This window comes from Chitinophaga sp., from assembly GCF_035538455.1.
Lineage (GTDB): Bacteria > Bacteroidota > Bacteroidia > Chitinophagales > Chitinophagaceae > Chitinophaga.
Genome location: NZ_DATLKJ010000090.1, coordinates 1 through 19,394, shown reverse-complemented (window position 1 = coordinate 19,394; position 19,394 = coordinate 1). Strand labels below are relative to the sequence as shown.

The following is a 19,394-nucleotide window of genomic DNA, read 5'->3' as shown; positions in this document are numbered from 1 at the left end:
ATAAATTTATTAACACAAAGCGCATTGAATATGCGTGCATACTCAATGCGCTTTGCACATGTCTTTATCTCCGGCTCATATCACTCCCTCCGGCTCCAGGAAAGGATAATCAATATATCCTTCACCTCCTGGTGTATAAAATGTTGCTGGATCAGGCGCGTTCAGCGGCGCGTTTTTCTTAAATCGTTCCGGAAGATCTGGGTTAGCAAGAAAGGCTTGTCCATAGGCAATAGCATCCGCCCTATTCGCAGCCAGCAGCGCTTCACCACTCTCTTTTGTAAAACCACCGTTGGCAATGTAACACCCTTTGTAAAGAGGGCGCAGCCGCTCATGCCATGTTGTATCCGGCATTGGTGAAAGACCTCCCGTAACATGCAGATAGGCAGTATGCCGCTTATCCAGTTCATGGATGAGGTAAGGATAAAACACCACGGCATCGGCGTCCTCCATATCATGTTGCGCTACGCAAGGCGATATCCTGATCCCTGTCTTTTCAGCGCCCACAGCGGCGGTAACAGCATCAGTCGTTTCAAGCAAAAACCTTGCACGGCCGGTATGATCACCACCATAGCTATCTGTACGCAGATTGGTATTGGTACCCAGGAACTGATGTATCAGATAGCCGTAGGCCGCGTGCAGTTCTACTCCGTCAAAACCCGCAAGGATAGCATTTTTTGCCGCTGTAACAAATTCGTCTCTCACTACCTTAATTTCATCAATTGTCAGCTCACGCGGCATTACCGTGCTTTTCGGGCCATTGCGCGTATAGTTCTGCCACCGGGCTGCTACAGCACTGGGCGCTATAGGTTGTACATTCCCTGGCAGTAAATCGGGAAGTGACAGCCGGCCTACATGAAGCAGTTGCATGAATATCTTGCCACCATTTTTGTGTACCCTGTCGGTTACCGTTTTCCAGCTATCAATCTGCGCTGAGGTATAAATACCCGGGATATTGTCATTCGCCTTCGACATAGACGAGATATTCACAGACTCTGTAATAATCAGTCCTGCTGATGCGCGCTGCGCATAATAGGTAGCTGCAATGGCCGGCTGTATGCCATCATCGCTGGCCCGACCTCTGGTCAGCGGGGCCATCACCATACGATTTTTCATTTCAAAACCGGCGTAAGTAAACGGGGCGGATAATATTGCCATGATGATTATTTTTAGGAAGATGATACCATTATTGCTGAACGGGCGCTATTACACCTCTTACTTCCACACTACCACCCATTTTAAGAACAGGATTAGTCCCTGCCATTTCAATCGCTTCCTCAATAGTATCTGCCTTCACAATCATAAATCCGGCAATAAAATCCTTTGCCTCTGTATAAGGCCCATCTGTGACGGATTTATCGGTCCCCACGGTTGTTGCTTCGCTGAGAGACAGCGTATGACCTCTGTAAGCCACCTTGTTGGCTGCAGCAATGCCGCCCAGCCAGTTCATTCTTTCCTGTAATTGTTCCGGTGATGGTCTGGAACCAGACTTGTCGCTGTGTCTGAAGATTAATACGAACTCTTTCATAAAATGTAATTTGTTGTTCGTATTAATGACGACCAGGTATAAAAGACGGGGACAAACTTTTTTAAAAATTGCAGGCCGTCATCATGTGGCTGGCTGCAACCGCCGTACACCAGCGAATTTCACATAAGGGGCATAGTAAGCCGACAGGTTCAGCAATATCAGCAGGGCAGAAAAGAAGAACAACCCCATGAAGAAAGCAATGAAGAGATGTAATAAAATAATACCGTTGAGCCAGTATTTTCGTACACTACGCATATTCATAAACACGAAATACGTCATTTCCAGGATAATAGTGCCCCACCCTGCCAGCAGGAAAAAAGGTGTATTTACCAGGAAATCGAGAGCAAAGACACTGTAATAATTATGACTGTGCAACGCTTTCCATAGGGCTTCCCCGTTGCGCCAGGTAACACCGATAACCTTATCAAAGCCGGAGAAGAAATAAGCGATACATAAATGCCCTCTCAACAGGAACAGCCACGGCAGATGATCCGGTGTATGATGCTTGCCGTGGGTCCGCCAACGGTCCACTGAGTACACTGCCCCTACAGGAAACACACAACAGTAAAAAAGCGCAAAGGTGGTAAAACCGTCTATACCATATTCGTAAAGATGAATGGACTTTATCAGCAGCAGCTGAAAGAATAGGGAAGCAATAGCGCTCAGCCTTGTAAACAGTCCCGATATAAGCATTAACAGGCATAACGGATAAGCAATACGGCAAAAGAGCAATAATGGCTCATAGGCAACGGGAATATGTATACGCTGCAGGAATGCCTGCAGACTTACCAGTGTAGGACTGATATTATCTGTAGTGGTATCCATGATGTCGGGATAGATATACCCCTTATAGGAATACAGATCAGCGAAATCAGGCTGTATAGCCAGGAAATGAAGCAGTGCAAATCCGGCTACATTAATGCGAAAGAAAAACAACCATCCGGGATAGATCTGTTGCCGCAGGCTATGGTCGTTTTGCAGAAGGGTGGTCATAGACATTCAGACTATAATTGACCGAAATGGCTTTTATTAGTGAATAACGCAACGGCGCGCCCGACCGTACAGCTGCCAGTGTGGGGAAGTCCAGCATGTTGTAACTTAGCTGCATAGCAGTATCCAGGCAATGGTGCTTACTGAAAAGTGTGGCAGCGATGTTCCGGAACACAAGCTGGTTATACTGATTCATAATATCTCCTTTGAGATGCTTTGTCACGGAATCCTGTGCACCCGGTTTGATGAAATCATCAGTAAGGGCATTACCCATAGAAAAAAAACGGAGCGTAGTTTCATATGACCTGAAATCCGCCGTGATACCTTCCCCCGCACATTCTCCCATCCACACGCCATTAGAGCGCACATTAATACCAAAGAACCCATAGCCGGTTTCAGCGCCGGTATAGCGCCCGTAATACATGAATGGCCGTGCGTTAAGCAGCTTCTCCATAGCAATTGCCACACGGGATGTAACCGGCTGCTGGTGAAACTCTTTGTACGAACTATATACAGAGACAGTGTTCACCAGGAAAATGAACAGCAGGTGAAGAACAATCCAGGTGTAAATGATACGGTGCTTAAACAAAGCGATGGCTGAACGCTTTACATCCAGCCATCGTTTAAACAGATTATTGTGCCACTGCAGCATACTTGGTCATGATTTCATTTGCTCTTGTTACTTCCTGTGGAAGTTCCTTAATATTCTTCCAGAAAATAAAACGGGTGGATACCCAGTCCTTGTAAATAGAGTTGTCAAAGATACCGCCGGAAGCCCTGTTCTTGGGGTTGGTGGCGGAAACGATGATCTCTCTCTGACCCAGATCTTTGATGCCATAATGCTCAACGATCAGTTTTTTGATTTCCTCCTGGTCTTCACGGCTAATGTTCTTGACAGCTGTCCTGTTTACGGAATAGAGGTGCTTCGTAACTCTTTTAACGCCTCGGTTTTGTGTTTGTTGAATAGTGAAAGATAATAGCAGCATGATGGGGATGCATAATGTTAGCCACATTAGCTTTTTCATAAGAAAACGTTTTGGGGATTAGTCCTACTCTTTTTAAAGGCATTTTCGGAATCCTGCCTGTAACTACTTACGTTAAGTTACTGAATTTTTATGGTAAGCCGTCAATAAACTTTTCAAGCCCACGTCTCATATCCACACTTTTCACTAACTTAGTATACCCTAAAGGGTATTTTTATGAAATACCAGGAAATCGCTCCCGGCGAACAGTTAAGACCATACGTCAAATGCTACTATATTTTCGAGTCTGAAGCCAATATAGAGCTTGATGACACTGTATTTCCCGGTAGTCATATGGAAATCATATTCAACCTCGGCGAAGGCATATGGCAATCATCCGTCAATAAAGTATTTTATACCACGCCACAGGTGGAACTATGGGGCAAACTCACACAGCCCTTGCCTGTAAGAGCTTCCGGAAAGAATGTGATGCTGGGCGTCAGGTTCTATGCTCACTCTGCCGCTTATTTCCTGCAGGATGAACTGTCACAGTTCAACGACCAGGTATCCGATCTCCGCGACCTCCTCGGTGAACCCGTAAGAACGCTGCACGCACGCTTGCGTGAAGTATCCCAGCTCAGTAAACGTATTGCATTGATAGAAACATTCCTGCTCGACCTGCTGGCACAACGCGAAGGCAAAGCCAGACAGCTGGCCATGGTAGAACAAATCATCAGAGAGATGCAGCCCGACACCAACGCAGACAAACTCGAAGCTATTGCATCACGCTACAATATCTCTTCCCGGTATATGCGCAAACTCTTCCTTCAATACACCGGCGTCTCACCAAAACTCTACAACAAAATCACCCGCTTCAAACTGAGCCTTCAGCTGATCACTGAAAATCAATCATCGCTCACCTCCATTGCTTACGACTGTGGTTACTTTGATCAATCACATTTTATTCGCGACTTCAAATCCTTTGCCGGCCTAACTCCGTCCGATTACTCGCCTGAATCCTACCCCGTAGGACAAACCATCAGTACCAACTAAACCATTGTTCCGTTTTATACAATTCGATGATTGCCTGCTGGCCTACATTTGCTAACAGATACAGCAGCATAATCATTTCGATATGACGTAAATGCATATACGCTGTATATCTCTTTAACTGATAAATACAGCCATCATGTCTTCTAAATTCCAACAATTCAAAACACTACATGAAGAGCAGGAACTGTTTGCCTTGCCCAATGCATGGGATGCCGCGAGCGCCAGAACATTCCAGGAAAAAGGATTCCAGGCAATAGGCACGTCGAGCGCCGCCGTTGCCGGCAGCCTGGGATTTGATGACGGAGAAAAGATGTCGTTCAACGATTATCTTTTTGTCATCAACCGCATACATTCCGTCATACAGGTTCCACTGACAGTAGATATTGAAACTGGCTACGGCACTTCCAATGATGAAATATATAACAACATACAACAGTTGGTATCACTGGGTGTATCGGGTATCAACATAGAAGATTCCGTCATCAACGGTGCATCAAGGCAACTGCAGGACGCCGGCATTTTTGCAGAACGGCTCCGGTATATCCGCGGCAGACTGGAAGCCGATAAACTGGAACTGTTTATCAACATCCGCTGCGACACCTATTTGCTCAACATAGCAGACAAACAGGCCGAAACGCAACGCCGCATTGAGATCTACAACAATACCGGCGCTGACGGGCTTTTCCTGCCCTGCATCCGGCTGGAAGAAGATATTCTTGCCGCTGCACGCAGCACAAAGCTGTCGCTGAATGTCATGTGCATTCCTGGTCTGCCTGATTTCCCCACCCTATATAACCTGGGTGTAAAAAGAGCCAGCATGGGCCCGTTCATGTTCAGCAGCATATACGGCCATGTTGGGAAAGCATCAGAAGCTATCATCGCAAACAAAAATTTCTCTGCCATTCTCTGATCTATTCTTCACCATAAAAATTTGTCACATGAACTTACCTAAAAGAGCAGAAGACGCGCATGCTACACTTGCAGCTGCATTTAACACAGGAGATCCTGCCATCGTCATGAACATGTATGATACCAGCGGCATCATTGTACCCGAGCCAGGAAAACCGGTTTCAGGCAAAGAACAATTTGAAGAGGCTATCAGGTCTATCCTTGCTATTAAAGGAAAAATGGAAATCAAAACCGTCTACTGCCTGCAGACAGGTAACCTTGCAGTGGGCCGCTCAGAATGGAATATCACCGACGGAGACGAAGTAAAGATAAGCGCCAAAGGTATTGAAGTAATGAAACAACAACCGGATGGCACCTGGAAAATATTGATAGACCATGCCTTTGGCGCAGAATTCAGTCCGACCGCTTAACGTCAGATTTCGGTAGAAGGTAAGAAGCCGACCTTGTCATTCAAAGGCATACCCTTCTGTCACTCTTCACCGTTCAAAAGCCCGGAAAGTCCGTTTGACGCCGGGCTTTGATAGGTCACCCTTGCTATTTTGCCATCATGCAGGATAATGACCATCGGGTAAATATTATTCGCTTTATCAGGATATTCAATAATGTTGGCAGTATCCAGCAATACACGGTTGCTGGACATCACATCATTACCCAACTTTATCTTCAGCAGCTTGGAAGATTGTATCCTGGTAAAGATATACCGGATGTTGGCAGCTGCGTGTATATTCTTTTTTACGAACGACTCCGCAGTACTGATACAGCCTTCACAGCCTTCATTGGGAATAACTACATAACTCCCTTCCACCAGCATATGTTTATCCAGCAACCGCAGATTACCGTGGAGACGGCGATGCGATGTCCCACAGGCACATAGTATCAGTACGGAAAAAAGAAGTGGAATACATTTACAGTTCCGGCTTACATTGTACATATCGCGCTATATTTTGGTCTTTATTACTTACATCGAGGAAATAGATCCCGGTGGGAGTCACGAAAAAATTGTCCAGCGCAAAGGCCGGCGGAATAAAAGCCTCACCGAGATACTTAAAATCTTTATTAAAAGCAATCAGACAGGGCTGTTTCCCCGCCGGCGCTCCACTGCCTGTCTGTGGCAGCTCCAACAGCCTGTAGTATCGGTCCTGGTAGGGATCATAGATAATATTCCGGTAGGAAGGTGTACTCATATAGTATTGCAACGTTTCCATGGCGTCCCGTACTTTCCTGTTACTTTTAGATACCGGCATGGAAGTAATACAGAAGTTACGGCGACTGCCCGCATATACTTCATGCACCCGCCAGCTACTATCGATCAGCTGGACATTATGATCAGCCGGCAGGCTTACTGCCAGCTGGCCGGTGTGCGTATTAAATGTAGCAAAAGGATTACGCATATGCGATCCTCCCCAGTTGTATTCCCCGTATACCTTTGAATAGGGAATATGATGGCTCGTTTTTCCGGTAAGCGGATCAAGTGAAGCACAGATAGTACGACCGACGATATTTTCATTCTCCTTTTCCCCCAGCAGGAATCCCGTGCCGATAATCGCATGATGAACAAAGTAAAGCGGGGAAGCGGCACAGGCAAAGGGATGCGCAGCCATAATACCAGGCGTATGCGAAACGTCCTTCTCAGAGAAAGATAACTTTCCTGTTATACTGTCTGCAACGGTATTATATCGAAACAGCCTTGATCCCGCATAGGAATACAACAGCAGACTGTCTGGTGATACATACCTGAACCATGATACTTTAGACTTCACATGCATCATATGTGCCGGTTGCGGATAGACAGTACCATTAGCAGAAACCGGATAAGTGAGCAGACGTTTGTTATGATTATCGTATACGTGCAACAGCTTTTCATCGCTATAATAATCAATCGGTGTGGCTATTTCCATCACCATAAGGCTGTCGAGATACAACTGCAGGGTATCGTTCAGGGATATACGAAGCGGTACAATACTATCCGTATGTATATTACAGTTTGAGTACGTGGCGGCATTTCCGTTGTTGCAGGCATGGAATGCGACAGTTATCCACAGGCATAATGCCGTGAAGCAGGTTCGTTGTAACATAAATTCAGTCTGGTAGCCGGTAGTAAATAATTAAACAAATAAACAGCGCGCACAGGCGTTGTTTATTTATCTGCTGAACATGGCTGCCGCTACTCTACGTAGTAGGTGCAGTTTGTTTGGAATGGATCTGCAGGTTCAACGCATGCAAAGATGTATGTACCGTTCACGATGGTAACCCTGCATTTGCCGCGCAGGCCGTGATGGTCGTCCGGGCAACCGGATCTGGCAGAGGTATTGCCGGACACAAAGCAAATGAAAGCAGTGACAGCAATGCCGGAAATGATGAGCATTTTTTTCATCTTGTTATAGTTTAAATGAAGGAAAGCAGTATTCGGTTTTACTGGTGCTGACTATAACCACTATGTTACCGGGAATGACACTATATGCAAAACAGCAAGTTGGCTTCAGCAGGTTTTCATAAAGATCAAAACGTGAAATACAATCTAATATAAGGAAATTATCCTGATAATTTATGCACTCCCTTTTAATTCTCTCTGGGCTGTAATATAATAGCAGTGAGACTTCAGCAGAAAGATGATATACCCTGACCACAGCCAGAGGAGCCACCAGCGGGGCAGCTCCTTTCTGGCCTCGGTACAGGGAACTTCTCAGGTTAAAGGATGGCGGTCCCTTCCGGAAAAATTCTGCTTTATGCAGGTTAACAGTAATTCCTTCGAGCTGATGTAAAGTTGTTGCTTATATCGCTGTTTTGAAAAAACGATACACGTAATTGCATTTTGTAAGGACGAATTGCGGAAATTGACAGGAAGAATACTTTCATGTACCGTTTTCAACAGGAATTTTTTTGAACAGCTTTTTGTTAATGACGAATGATTATCGGTTGCATTTTGCAACCGGCAACCTCCGGTGACGGTACAGCAGCAGTGGTCCGGATCCTGTCGAAAGTATCCCTTACGGCTACACGTTTTCAACCGTTACTGAGATATTATAGCAATGGCGGATTGTAGCTTGCCGGTCATTTCCCCACACTTCAAACAGTTTTGAGTTATGAAAATCCACCCTTTGATCACCTCTGTACTACTATGTCTTCTCTGCTCGCCGCCGCGTGTTTCGGCGGGCAAAACATCAGCAGATCTGTCCCGGGCTACTGCTATTGCAGATACCTCCGCTGCCTCATTGATCAGCAGCGCAGAATGGGATGTCATATTTCCTCATCGCTTCAATCCGGACGACCGCACCGGTACCGGCACCTTACCAACCACTCCCGCCAAGGACTTCTATTCCTACGCCAATTTCCTGGAGGCCATCAGACGAATGTCTAATATAAAGGTACTGCTGGAAAGACGCTGTGGCACGGACTATTACCGTATCGCCCGCACCGATAAAACAACCGGAGCCACTACAGTCATCAGAACCGACGCCGGCTTCAACGATCCCACCTGGAATACCCGGGCTATCATTCCACAGGTGCTCGACTATGCCACCTTCGTCAGTGAAGGCGATATCAACGCCCGTAAACGGGAACTGGTGGCATTCCTGGCCAACATCTCCCAGGAAACAACCGGTGGCTGGCCCACCGCCCCCGGCGGACAATATGCCTGGGGCCTCTACTTCCGCGAGGAACAAGGCTATGAAGGCACCACCAACATCGGCTACCGCGATGAAACCAATACCACCTATCCCCCCGCACCAGGCAAATCATATCATGGCAGGGGCCCTATACAACTCAGCTACAACTATAACTACGGACAGGCCAGTGAGCTGATATTCGGCGACAAAAACGTACTACTGGCCAATCCCGAAAAAGTGATTCAGGATGGCGCAATCGCCTTCGAAACAGGTATCTGGTTCTGGATGGCGCCACAATATCCCAAACCCTCCTGTCATGATGTAATCGTCCCCGGCAAATGGACACCCACAGCCGCACAACAGGCCGGCGGGCTGAAACCCGGATTTGGCGCCACCGTTAACATTATCAACGGAGGCATCGAATGCGGCGGTGCAACGGAAAACACCAAAGTATTGAGCCGCATCGGACATTATCAGCGCTACGCCACCATCAAACAGGTAAGCATTGAACTCAACGGCGGCAACAACCCCGCCAACTGCGGATGCGCCAACATGGCCCGCTTTACCGTAGACAATGCCGAATGCGCCAGCCTTACATCCATCAGTTTCCTGCAACCCGCCAACGGTATCCTTTCCACCACCTCATTAAGCCCCGTTACAATCTCTGTTACCAAAAATGACCCCCGTAAGGAGATCACCAAAGTACAGATCATCGTAAACGGTCAGCTCTTCAACGACTCCATTATAAAATGGACACCTCCCGGCTACAGGAAGTACACAGCAACGGCCAAAGGCATACGAACCGGCCTCGATACCGTTACCGCCACCGTGGATTTTGCCGTATGGAACAGCAATACCTTCGAAGGCTGCAGCAATCTCCCGCAATGGCAGGCATCACAGAACTATACTGCTGCGGGCAATATTGTACTGTACAACAATAGCATATACCGCAATAAATGGTGGGCCGGCAGCGCCAGTGTTCCCGGTACCAGCGACACCTGGGAACTGCTCGGAGCATGCACCAACGGTCCGCGCACAGATACCGGCTGCAGCGGCATCGCCGCATGGCTTTCATCCAAAGCCTATTCCGCCGGCGACCAGGCTGTGTATAAAAACAAGATCTACAAAGCCAACTGGTGGACACAGAACAATCCGCCCGATCTTAACAGCGGCGCCGGTAAACCCTGGGCCTATATACGTGATTGCGGAGCTCAGGCATCCACCGCCAGGAGCACTGATGATCTGGTCATTTATCCCAACCCTGTTTCCGGCAACACACTGAATGTGAAATTCACCGCACCCGCCGGCGGGAAGTACTATCTGTCACTGCTCCACAGCACTACCATGCAACGTGTCCAGCAACGTTATTATGTAGCAGATCACGACGGCACCCACACCATACAACTGGATGTGAGCCGCCTCCCCGCAGGCACCTGGTTACTGCAGGTAAGCAGCGACGGCAAAAGCTATAGGAATACAGCCGTGACGTTTATTAAGAATTAAGGAACCGCTAATAAATAAGGAAGCCCCTTCGCAGAAACGAAGGGGCTTCCTTATTTATTAGCCCTTTTCTTTTCCGCAAACTATTTCTATATTGTTATACTGGATATCAGCCAACGTCATGTAAATGCAGATCAACAGGGAGGAGTAGCCGGAAAGAACCGACAGAATTAATATACACGTAATATTGATCCGCTACTTTTGCGGCGACTGTTATACTATGCTCAAGAAAAAAAATGCTGCACGTCAGGAGGCTTTCGAGGATACCGTGTCTATTTACTGGGATAAACTGCTGGGCATTGCCGTTGCTAAAACCAACGCCCATGACGCTTTTGACATAGTACAGGATGTTTTACTTTCTTTATGGGAGAAATGGGAGGAAGTGCCGAAAGATGAATCGCTTGAATACTACCTCCTCAACGCCCTGAAGTTCAGAATTTTTAAGTATTACCGCACCACCTACCGTTATCAGGCACACCTGAAACAGCTGGAAACCCTGCTCAACGATACCCTCGAAACACCAGATGCACTCGACCGCGAAGAGCTGCACGGCCTGAAAGAAGCATTGCTCCGGGAAGCCCTGGATACCCTCACTCCCAGTCAACAACAACTATTTAGGCTGCGCGTACAACATCATTATTCCTATCAGAAGATCGCGCACCAGCTGAATATTGATCCCGCCTCTGCACGCGTATTATACTGCCGCGCCCTGAAACAGGTAAAAACACATATCAGCACCAACCCCGCCCTCACCACCAGCCTTATATCCTCGTTAGTGTTGTTTACAATTTCTTAACCTTGGACCCGGTTAACATTTTCCGGGTTGCGGGTATTCTTCTGTAGATGGCACCACAAAACTATGAGCGCGCACGCGCACTACTGGAAAAATACCTGGAAGGAAAATGCACACCTGAAGAAAGGGAGCTGCTGGAAAAATGGTACGACGGCCTCGGCGAAGGCACTTCGGACAATATTCCCTCAGCGCTTTCTGATCAGCGCCGGCAACAGTTTATGTCCCGGTTCCGCAACAGCGCCGCCACTGTGAAAATACACTGGTGGAACCGCCCTGTTACAAGATGGGCCGCCGCCAGTATCCTGTTGGTAGCAGGCGCCGGTTTTCTGTGGAGACAAAACCGTATACAACAACCAGCACAACTGGCACTCAACAAGGTGGTCCGCGTTACCAATGAAAGCAATCATATAAAATATGTGATCCTCCCCGACAGCTCACAGGTGTGGCTGAACGCCCATGCTTCCCTTAGCTGGAAAGAGAATTTCAATATAAAAGAGCGGAATGTGGAATTGTCTGGTGAAGGTTACTTTGATATCCGGGCCAGTGAAAAAAATCCATTCATCATCCGCACCAGAGACATCACTATCGGTGTATTAGGCACACAATTTAATGTGGAAGCTTACACCAAAGAAAAGATCACAAGGGTATCACTGGTAAAAGGTAAAGTACAGGTACAGGCCCGCACCAACAACCACGCAGCAGCCGTACTCTCTCCCGGCTTTGCCGCTACCTGGCAGGAAGGCGCCGCCGCCATGAACATACATGAAACAGATCCCGCACAGGTAGCCGCCTGGAAAGAAGGCGCCTTCACAGCTGCCGACATACCGCTCAAAGACGCAGTGGAACGCCTTTGCAGCAGATACAACTACACCGTCAACTGGACCGGTACACAAGGCATCCACAAAAACATCACGGTCATGTTCCGTCATGAGAGCTTCGAAAAAATGCTCAGTAATATCTGCTATATCAGTCGCAAACAATATACAATCGCCGACAGACAAGTATCCATTTACTAAAACGCGCTAACAATTTCTGTAAAAAAACAATCATGAAAACGAAATCTGCAATTCCGGATCAGTACATCCGTCCGCACGGACCTGCTGGCTCCCGGATGAAACGATTCCTTTTATTGGGATGCTGCCTCCTGCCGGCTGCCTTGGGCTATGGCCGCCAGAACGGGCTGAATGAAAAAGTGAAACTCAACGTCTCCAGCAGTTCACTTTCCCAAGTGCTAAATGCATTGGGCAGCCAGAGCAGCTTCACTTTCAACTATGTAAAACAAGACTTCGACAACATCACTGTCAGAGATTTCAAAGCGGATAATATCACGCTCGCAGAAGCGCTGGCTATCCTCAAAAACAAATCCGGCATTGAATATAATGTCAGCGATAAAGCCATCCTGCTCAGAAAAGCAGAACAATCCTCAACACAGGAAAAACAAACGCCCGCCCATAAAATAACCGGCCGGATCGTGAATGAAAAAAACGAACCAGTACCCGGCGTTACCGTTTGGGTAAAAGGCACAAAAACAAGAGCGATCACCGACGTAGAAGGAAGATATGAAATCAGTGTTGACGACAGCAATGCTATACTCAGTTTCACCTCCATCGGTTTTGAAAAAACAGAACTGCCCGCCGGCAATGGCTCCTCACTCAACGTTACGCTCAAGACCAGCAACAGCGGCCTCAATGAGGTAGTTGTAATTGGTTATGGTACCGCCAAGAAAGGAGATCTCTCCGCCGCAGTATCTGTTGTTCCCGACATGAAACAGATCAGGGAACGCCCGGCCATGAACGTGCAATCCATGATCCAGGGCCGCGTTCCCGGCGTTACAGTTGTCAGCGAAGGTGGTCATACCGCCAGCGCACCGAAAGTAATGATCCGTGGTGTCGGCTCACAGACAAATGAAAGCGTACTGTATGTAGTAGATGGTGTACCTAACGCTCCTTATAACCCTGCTGATGTGGAATCCATCACTGTATTGAAAGATGCGGCTTCCGCTGCGATATACGGTGCATTCTCCGGTTCTGCGGGTGTTATCCTCATCACCACCAAACAGGCTTCCAACGGACAACCCACTGTGCAGTACACCGGCTTTGCTGGTGCCAAACAGGCATGGCGCACATTGCAGTCGCTCCGCGCTGAAGACGAAGCTAAAGTATCTAACCTCGCTTATAAGAACGCCGGCTTAAGCCCGCTTGAAGGCTGGGATGCATCCAAGAATCCTTACGCACAGGTAACCCGCACCGACTGGATGAAAGAAATCTTCCGCACCGGACTTACACAAAGACATAACATCAGCGTAAATGCCGGCGGCGAAAAGTTCTCCACCCTCTTCCAGGCCCGCTACGAAAACGAAGAAGGAACCCTGCTGAATACCTATAACAAAAATATTTCACTGCGTTTCAACACCTGGTACCAGTTCAACAAACATGTGAAATTCCGACAGGACGTATTCTGGAACAACAACGACAACAGAGATGCTGAAACGGCCAGCGGTTACACCGGTGTTATCCTTTCGGCCATCTACATGCCCCGCGCTGCCACCCCTTATTATGCAGACGGAACATTCGGCGGTGTAGGCCCCAGAGATTCCAAATATCTCGGTATTCACGGTGATGCCGTTAACCCGGTAGCTACCCTGCTGAGAAATACTGCTTACAACAAAACCAATGACCTCCAGTCAGTATCTGAAGTAAACGTAACAGATATCGCTCCAGGCCTGAGCTTCCTCTCACGCTTCTCTTATCGTCAGAGCAACTGGCTGTGGAAGAACTTCACACCCAGAAGAACAGAACCCGGTAAGCCTAATACCGAAAACTTCCTGAACTACTCTACCAACAAAACATACAGGTGGATATGGGAAAATACGCTGAACTATAACAAGATCTTCAACAGACATAATATAGGCGCGATGGTGTCTATGACTGCGCAGGAAGAAGGTCTTCGCTCCTTCAGCGCTACTGCGAGAAACTTCGATTATGAACAGGACCTTGTACAGTTCTTTACCAATGCAAATATCTTTGATAAAGACCGCCCTGCCGACAATCAATGGGTAGACAGAAATGCTTCCTATGTAGGCAGACTCTCCTACAGCTGGGCAGACCGTTACTTCTTAACAGGTAGCTACCGCGTGGACATCGCAGGCCGTCTGCCTGAAGGTAAACGTGCACAAGGCTTCCCTGGCGTTACTGCTGCGTGGAAACTCAGCTCTGAGCCATTCTTCAACGTAAATGCAGTTGACCTCGTGAAAATCAGGGCCAGCTGGGGCCGTATCGGTAACCTCGGAAGTATCGCTCCCAACTATGGTTACGTGAAAATGCTCGCAGATTACACTTACCAGATCGGTAATGGCGCACCACAGTCAAATGCACTGTATATCGGTAGCCAGTTCAATCCTAACCTGAGCTGGGAAACATCCAGGCAGACAGACATCGGTCTCGATCTCAGCTTCCTGAAACAACACCTGAACGTTACCGTAGATTACTTCGATAAACTTACCTATAACCTTATCAGACGCCAGGATACTAACTGGCCTAACACTTTCGGTTTCGGCGCTCCGCTGATCAATCAGGGTAAAATTGCCAACCAGGGCCTTGAGTTTGCAGTTAGCTGGAACGATCATATAGGTGCTGTTGGATATAACATCGGCGCTAACCTTGCTACGCTGAAGAACAGAGTTACGGAGATCGATGGAAACCCAAGCTCTGCATGGGCACACACCGATGCTTACAGAAACGTGCTGTTACCTTTCCGCTCCAGAGTAGATGAGCCGCTTTACTCTTACTGGCTGGTAAAAACAGATGGTATCTTCCAGTCCGATGCGGAAGCAAATGCTTATCAGAAGGATGGCCAGAAGATCCAGCCATCAGCCAAAGCCGGCGATCTTAAATTCGTAGATCAGAACGGAGACGGAAAGATCGATGATGCAGACCGCGTGTACATGGGCAACGCACTGCCTAAAGTTACCTACGGCTTCAGCGCTAACTTCACCTACAAAAACTTCGACCTGAGCTTCTTCCTCCAGGGCGTAGGCGGCGTAAAGCTTTTCAATGCCTTCAAAATGACAACACTGAATGGCGGCGAACAGGGTTACAACCGTTGGGATAAGATCCTCGATGCATGGTCTCCTGATAACAAAGGCTCCAATATTCCTATTATCCGTGCCAACGATCCTAACAAAAACTTCCAGACCAACTCCGACTGGTACCTGGAAAACGGCAACTACCTCAGGCTGAAAAACCTGCTCATCGGCTACACCTTCCAGAAAATGAGCTGGAACAAAGGTCTCCGTGTGTACTTCAGCGGTGATAACCTCCTCACCTTCACCAAATACACCGGCATGGACCCTGAAGTAGGTGGTTTCGGTATGGACGGCGGACAATTCCCCGTATCACGTGTGTACGCGGTAGGACTCAATGTTAAATTCTAATCAGCACAATCATGAAAAAGCAACTTACTTATATACTTACAGCAGCGTCGCTCACAATAGGCGCCAGCGCATGTACAGACAAATGGGTGGATACAAATCCCTACGGCGCGCCCACTACTGCGCACTTCTGGCAGAGTAACCAGGACGTACAAAAAGCTACAACAGCCATGTATGTTACCATGAGAAATGAATCTACCTGGGGCCGCGATCTCTACTGGATACAGGATGCCAGTGATGACCTGGTAGTAGGAAGGGTGAAGGCAGACGGAGAAAATATCAAGAACTTCATTCCCAGTGGAAGAGAAGGTTATCTCACCGGCGGATGGAATGATCTCTATTTCATGTTGAACAAAGCCAACCAGGTACTGGCCGGCCTGTCTACTGCACAGAATGTAACAGATGATGTCCGCAAGCAGGCAATGGGTGAAGCTTACTTTGTAAGAGCCTTCGCCCACTTCTGGATTGCATACATCTGGGGACATAAAGACCAGGGCGTTCCTTTCGACGGTCCTGAAAATGCTGAATACGGCAAACGTATTGCCCCACAACTGAAATCAGTTACAGACAATTACGCACAGATCATCAGCGATCTGCAGAAAGCTGCTGATATGCTGCCGCTGTTTGAAACCTATAGCGCTGAAAACCGTGGCCGTGCACACAAAGCCGCTGCATGGGCATATATGGTGAAAGCCTATGCTTACTGGGCACAGTACGACAACAGCAAATGGCAACCTATCCCTGCGCTCTGCGACAAGATCAGGGACGAAGGACATCGCGCACTCGTTACAGTTAAAAAACAAGACGGTAGCCTCGATGCAAGAGGAAGCTACCAGGCCGTGTTCACCATCGCCAACAACTGGAGCTCCGAATATATCTGGTCTGTTACATCCGGCGTACTTGGTGGTTCTGAGTTTCCGGGCGTAATCCTCGAAAACAAAGGCTGGGGCGTTTACAACGGCTGGGGATATTTTCAACCCACTGAAGAACTCTACGAAGAATATGAATCCAGTGACCCAAGACGTGAAGTAACCATCCTGAAATTCGGCGATAAGTTCACTTACTTCGGGAAAGACAGGGCTTACTACTCCAGCAACAGCCTCTCCGGATTCCAGATCAACAAATACATGGAGCCTTATAAATATGGCGCTGATGAAAAAGCTGGTACCAACAGCTTCATCAACCCCAACGGCGATTATCCTACCACTGCCCTCAACCTGCCGCTGATGCGTTACGCAGAAGTGCTGCTGTTCAAAGCAGAAGCATTGATCAAACTGGGCAGAAACGGTGAAGCCGCCGCTCCGCTCAATGAACTGCGCGCACGCGTTGGCCTCACTCCCGTTCCTAATCCTACAATCAATGACCTGAAACACGAGCGCCGCGTGGAACTCGCCTGCGAATGGACAGACAGATTACAGGACCTGAAAAGATGGGGGGATTATGACAAGATCCGCTCTCCGCTACACGGACGCAGTCACACAGATAAACTGGACCCTAATTCTTCCTATACCATCAAGGAGATCTGGCCTCAGCGCAACTTTGATCCCAACAGACACATGGCATGGCCCATCAGCCCCGATGAAATATCCAGGAGCAATGGCGCTTACAAACAAACGCCAGGCTGGTAATGCAAAAGCCTGTACATCAAATGAAAAGGTCGTCGTAATGGACGGCCTTTTTTATTTGTTTCATATGAAAGCTTTAATAGAATTATAAATCAGATTAATTTATTAAATTCACCTATCTCTCTCGTCGCTCCTACGCTTCAGCAAAAAAAATTCAAAAAATCTTAAAATTTTTTACGCATAAAAATTAATCATACAATAGATAAATAAGTAATATTTTTAAGCACCGCTCCATTTCAGCAGCAGTAACAAAGAGAGAATATTTATGGTCACTGAGGTGCATCATTTTTTTACTTTACTATTTACCTATTGAAATTCATAACAGCAGATGATCGCACTTCTGGCCTATAATAAAACAGTGTGTCAGCCCGTTCTGATGCAGGTTTTTTCACAAAAAAACAGATCTTTGTCCGCGTTGGATCAGATCACAACCATCATATTACTGGCCGGCAGTCTAATGATGATCGATTCGCTAAAACCGTATCCTGCAGCAATACTAACCGGCGTAGTCGCTGTCACACTAAACCATATAACCAGAAAAACCATGAGCAGACATCATCTGACCGCTCTGTTATGCGCAGCCTTAGTTGTCCTGTCCGCAACAGAAAGCTGCAAGAAAGCCGAAAATGTGCGTCCAGTCGACGACGGTCCAACTTCAGAAGCAAAACCTAAACCGGGTGGTACAGTAGGAAGAGAGTATACACTGGTGCCTGATGCACAGGGAAGACTCCTACTCGATGGAACCAACAACATCTACAAACCGGGAGATGTGATTAACCTGAAAGGCAACTTCTCCGCAGTAGTAATTAAGAACCTCAGTGGTTCAGCATCAGCTCCCATTATCGTCCGCAATCCGAAAGGTGCCGTTACCACTATCGGTAACCCCTCCTGGAGTGGCGGCTCATGGGCCACAGCCCTCAGCTTCGTAAACTGTCACTATATCAAGGCAGGTAGCGAAACTTCCAAAGCCGAATTTCTGATCAACGGCTCCACACAAACAGGTAAAGAAGCCTACTTCGATCTTGCCCTCAGTTCTCACACAGACAACTTCGAAATCAGAAACATTACCATCAGCAATGGCGGTACCGGTATCTGGGCTAAAACAGATCCCGTTAAAGGTGATGCATCTACTCAGTATCCTAACTCCTGGATGGAAAACCTTTCTATTCATGATGTTACCGTTCAGGGTACCAACAATGAAGCCATGTACATAGGCCACACCGCCCTGTACTGGAACCTCACCGCCAATACCCCTTACTATGGCGCAACCGCTGGATTCGTCCCCGGACAGGAATACGTACAGCCAATCAAATGGCGCAACGTTAAAATCTACAACAACATTGTACAGAACATCGGCGCAGACGGTATCCAGACCGCCGCTTCAGATAAACTCGAAATCTACGGCAATACCGTTGTCAACTGGGGCCTTCAGCAAAATTCTGCCCACAACGGCGGTATCCTGGTAGGCGGCCGCACAACCAACACCAACACACACGACAACTACGTACATGACGGATGGGGAGAAATGCTGCAATTCTACGGTTCCGGCGAAAACGGCGCCCAGCACATTATCCACAACAACCTGTTTGCCAATAGTAAATCCGCACATGACGGTATAAGCCTCAGAGGCACCGACAAAGCGCTGGTAACCGTTAGCAACAATACCGTCGCCAGAGCCGGTGGCGTATCTCTCCGCATCAACGGATACTTCGGCATGACCACCGCCGTGAATGTAAATGGCAACGCCTTCATCGAGCCTCGTACTTTCGGCGGTACTGTTACACTCAATTCATATATCTATACAGAAAACACCGGATCGGCTATCGAAGGTACCAGTATCAACGCTAACGCCAAATTCGCTACAGTAGCGGATGCCGGCGTAGACGCAAATAATATGTACCAGCCCGTTTCCACTTCAAAACTGGCAAGCGCAGGCTATAGAAAGTAAGGTGATTTATTTATGTAGTTATATAGCTATGTAGTTATTTAAAATGCAGCGGAGA

At 47.7% G+C, this 19,394-nt stretch carries 17 protein-coding genes; 9 read left to right on the top strand and 8 right to left on the bottom strand.

Annotation, left to right across the window (positions count from 1 at the left end):
- Window positions 1–75 precede the first annotated feature (75 nt).
- From VM802_RS10585 to VM802_RS10565, 5 genes are all read right to left on the bottom strand, one after another.
- Window positions 76–1,155 carry an alkene reductase gene (locus VM802_RS10585; RefSeq protein ID WP_325530129.1) on the bottom strand — a complete coding sequence of 360 codons (1,080 nt, stop codon included), beginning with the start codon at window positions 1,153–1,155 and terminating at the stop codon, window positions 76–78.
- A 28-nt stretch (window positions 1,156–1,183) separates the two neighbouring features.
- Window positions 1,184–1,525 (bottom strand): YciI family protein, encoded by a 342-nt coding sequence (locus VM802_RS10580; RefSeq protein WP_325530127.1) that lies wholly within the window; start codon window positions 1,523–1,525, stop codon window positions 1,184–1,186.
- Between the two features lie 81 nt (window positions 1,526–1,606).
- Complete coding sequence (locus tag VM802_RS10575) at window positions 1,607–2,518, bottom strand: HTTM domain-containing protein (RefSeq protein WP_325530125.1); 912 nt, start codon at window positions 2,516–2,518, stop codon at window positions 1,607–1,609.
- Window positions 2,490–3,167 (bottom strand): hypothetical protein, encoded by a 678-nt coding sequence (locus VM802_RS10570; RefSeq protein ID WP_325530123.1) that lies wholly within the window; start codon window positions 3,165–3,167, stop codon window positions 2,490–2,492. The genes VM802_RS10575 and VM802_RS10570 overlap by 29 nt, the downstream gene beginning before the upstream one ends.
- Entirely contained in the window at window positions 3,148–3,540 is a 393-nt protein-coding gene (locus VM802_RS10565; protein WP_325530121.1) for a hypothetical protein, read from the bottom strand. The genes VM802_RS10570 and VM802_RS10565 overlap by 20 nt, the downstream gene beginning before the upstream one ends.
- Window positions 3,541–3,714: 174 nt before the next feature.
- On the opposite strand from VM802_RS10565, the gene VM802_RS10560 reads away from it, so the two are divergent.
- The 3 genes from VM802_RS10560 to VM802_RS10550 all read left to right on the top strand — a co-directional run bounded on the left by VM802_RS10560 (window position 3,715) and on the right by VM802_RS10550 (window position 5,849).
- Window positions 3,715–4,530 carry a DUF6597 domain-containing transcriptional factor gene (locus VM802_RS10560; RefSeq protein ID WP_325530119.1) on the top strand — a complete coding sequence of 272 codons (816 nt, stop codon included), beginning with the start codon at window positions 3,715–3,717 and terminating at the stop codon, window positions 4,528–4,530.
- Between the two features lie 136 nt (window positions 4,531–4,666).
- The gene (locus VM802_RS10555; RefSeq protein WP_325530117.1) at window positions 4,667–5,440 is read left to right on the top strand and encodes an isocitrate lyase/PEP mutase family protein; all 774 of its coding nucleotides are present in this window, start codon (window positions 4,667–4,669) and stop codon (window positions 5,438–5,440) included.
- 28 nt (window positions 5,441–5,468) lie between these two features.
- On the top strand, window positions 5,469–5,849 hold the full coding sequence (locus VM802_RS10550; protein WP_325530115.1) for a YybH family protein: 381 nt from the start codon (window positions 5,469–5,471) through the stop codon (window positions 5,847–5,849).
- Window positions 5,850–5,908: 59 nt separating this feature from the next.
- Here the strand turns inward: VM802_RS10550 and VM802_RS10545 are convergent, their stop codons facing one another.
- From VM802_RS10545 to VM802_RS10535, 3 genes are all read right to left on the bottom strand, one after another.
- The gene (locus VM802_RS10545; protein ID WP_325530113.1) at window positions 5,909–6,370 is read right to left on the bottom strand and encodes a hypothetical protein; all 462 of its coding nucleotides are present in this window, start codon (window positions 6,368–6,370) and stop codon (window positions 5,909–5,911) included.
- A complete protein-coding gene (locus tag VM802_RS10540) occupies window positions 6,345–7,514 on the bottom strand; it encodes a DUF4221 family protein (RefSeq protein ID WP_325530111.1) in 1,170 nt (389 codons plus the stop codon). The genes VM802_RS10545 and VM802_RS10540 overlap by 26 nt, the downstream gene beginning before the upstream one ends.
- Before the next feature lie 89 nt (window positions 7,515–7,603).
- Entirely contained in the window at window positions 7,604–7,813 is a 210-nt protein-coding gene (locus VM802_RS10535; RefSeq protein WP_325530109.1) for a hypothetical protein, read from the bottom strand.
- 709 nt (window positions 7,814–8,522) lie between these two features.
- Here VM802_RS10535 and VM802_RS10530 point away from each other — a divergent pair.
- The 6 genes from VM802_RS10530 to VM802_RS10505 all read left to right on the top strand — a co-directional run bounded on the left by VM802_RS10530 (window position 8,523) and on the right by VM802_RS10505 (window position 19,339).
- Window positions 8,523–10,547, top strand: a complete 2,025-nt coding sequence (locus tag VM802_RS10530) for a glycoside hydrolase family 19 protein (protein ID WP_325530107.1) — start codon at window positions 8,523–8,525, stop codon at window positions 10,545–10,547.
- Window positions 10,548–10,764: 217 nt separating this feature from the next.
- Entirely contained in the window at window positions 10,765–11,340 is a 576-nt protein-coding gene (locus tag VM802_RS10525) for an RNA polymerase sigma factor (protein ID WP_325530105.1), read from the top strand.
- 47 nt (window positions 11,341–11,387) lie between these two features.
- Window positions 11,388–12,353, top strand: a complete 966-nt coding sequence (locus VM802_RS10520) for a FecR family protein (protein ID WP_325530103.1) — start codon at window positions 11,388–11,390, stop codon at window positions 12,351–12,353.
- Window positions 12,354–12,385: 32 nt separating this feature from the next.
- Window positions 12,386–15,769 (top strand): SusC/RagA family TonB-linked outer membrane protein, encoded by a 3,384-nt coding sequence (locus VM802_RS10515; RefSeq protein ID WP_325530101.1) that lies wholly within the window; start codon window positions 12,386–12,388, stop codon window positions 15,767–15,769.
- A gap of 11 nt (window positions 15,770–15,780) precedes the next feature.
- Window positions 15,781–17,394 (top strand): RagB/SusD family nutrient uptake outer membrane protein, encoded by a 1,614-nt coding sequence (locus VM802_RS10510; RefSeq protein WP_325530099.1) that lies wholly within the window; start codon window positions 15,781–15,783, stop codon window positions 17,392–17,394.
- A gap of 541 nt (window positions 17,395–17,935) precedes the next feature.
- Complete coding sequence (locus tag VM802_RS10505; protein ID WP_325530097.1) at window positions 17,936–19,339, top strand: right-handed parallel beta-helix repeat-containing protein; 1,404 nt, start codon at window positions 17,936–17,938, stop codon at window positions 19,337–19,339.
- Window positions 19,340–19,394 lie beyond the last annotated feature (55 nt).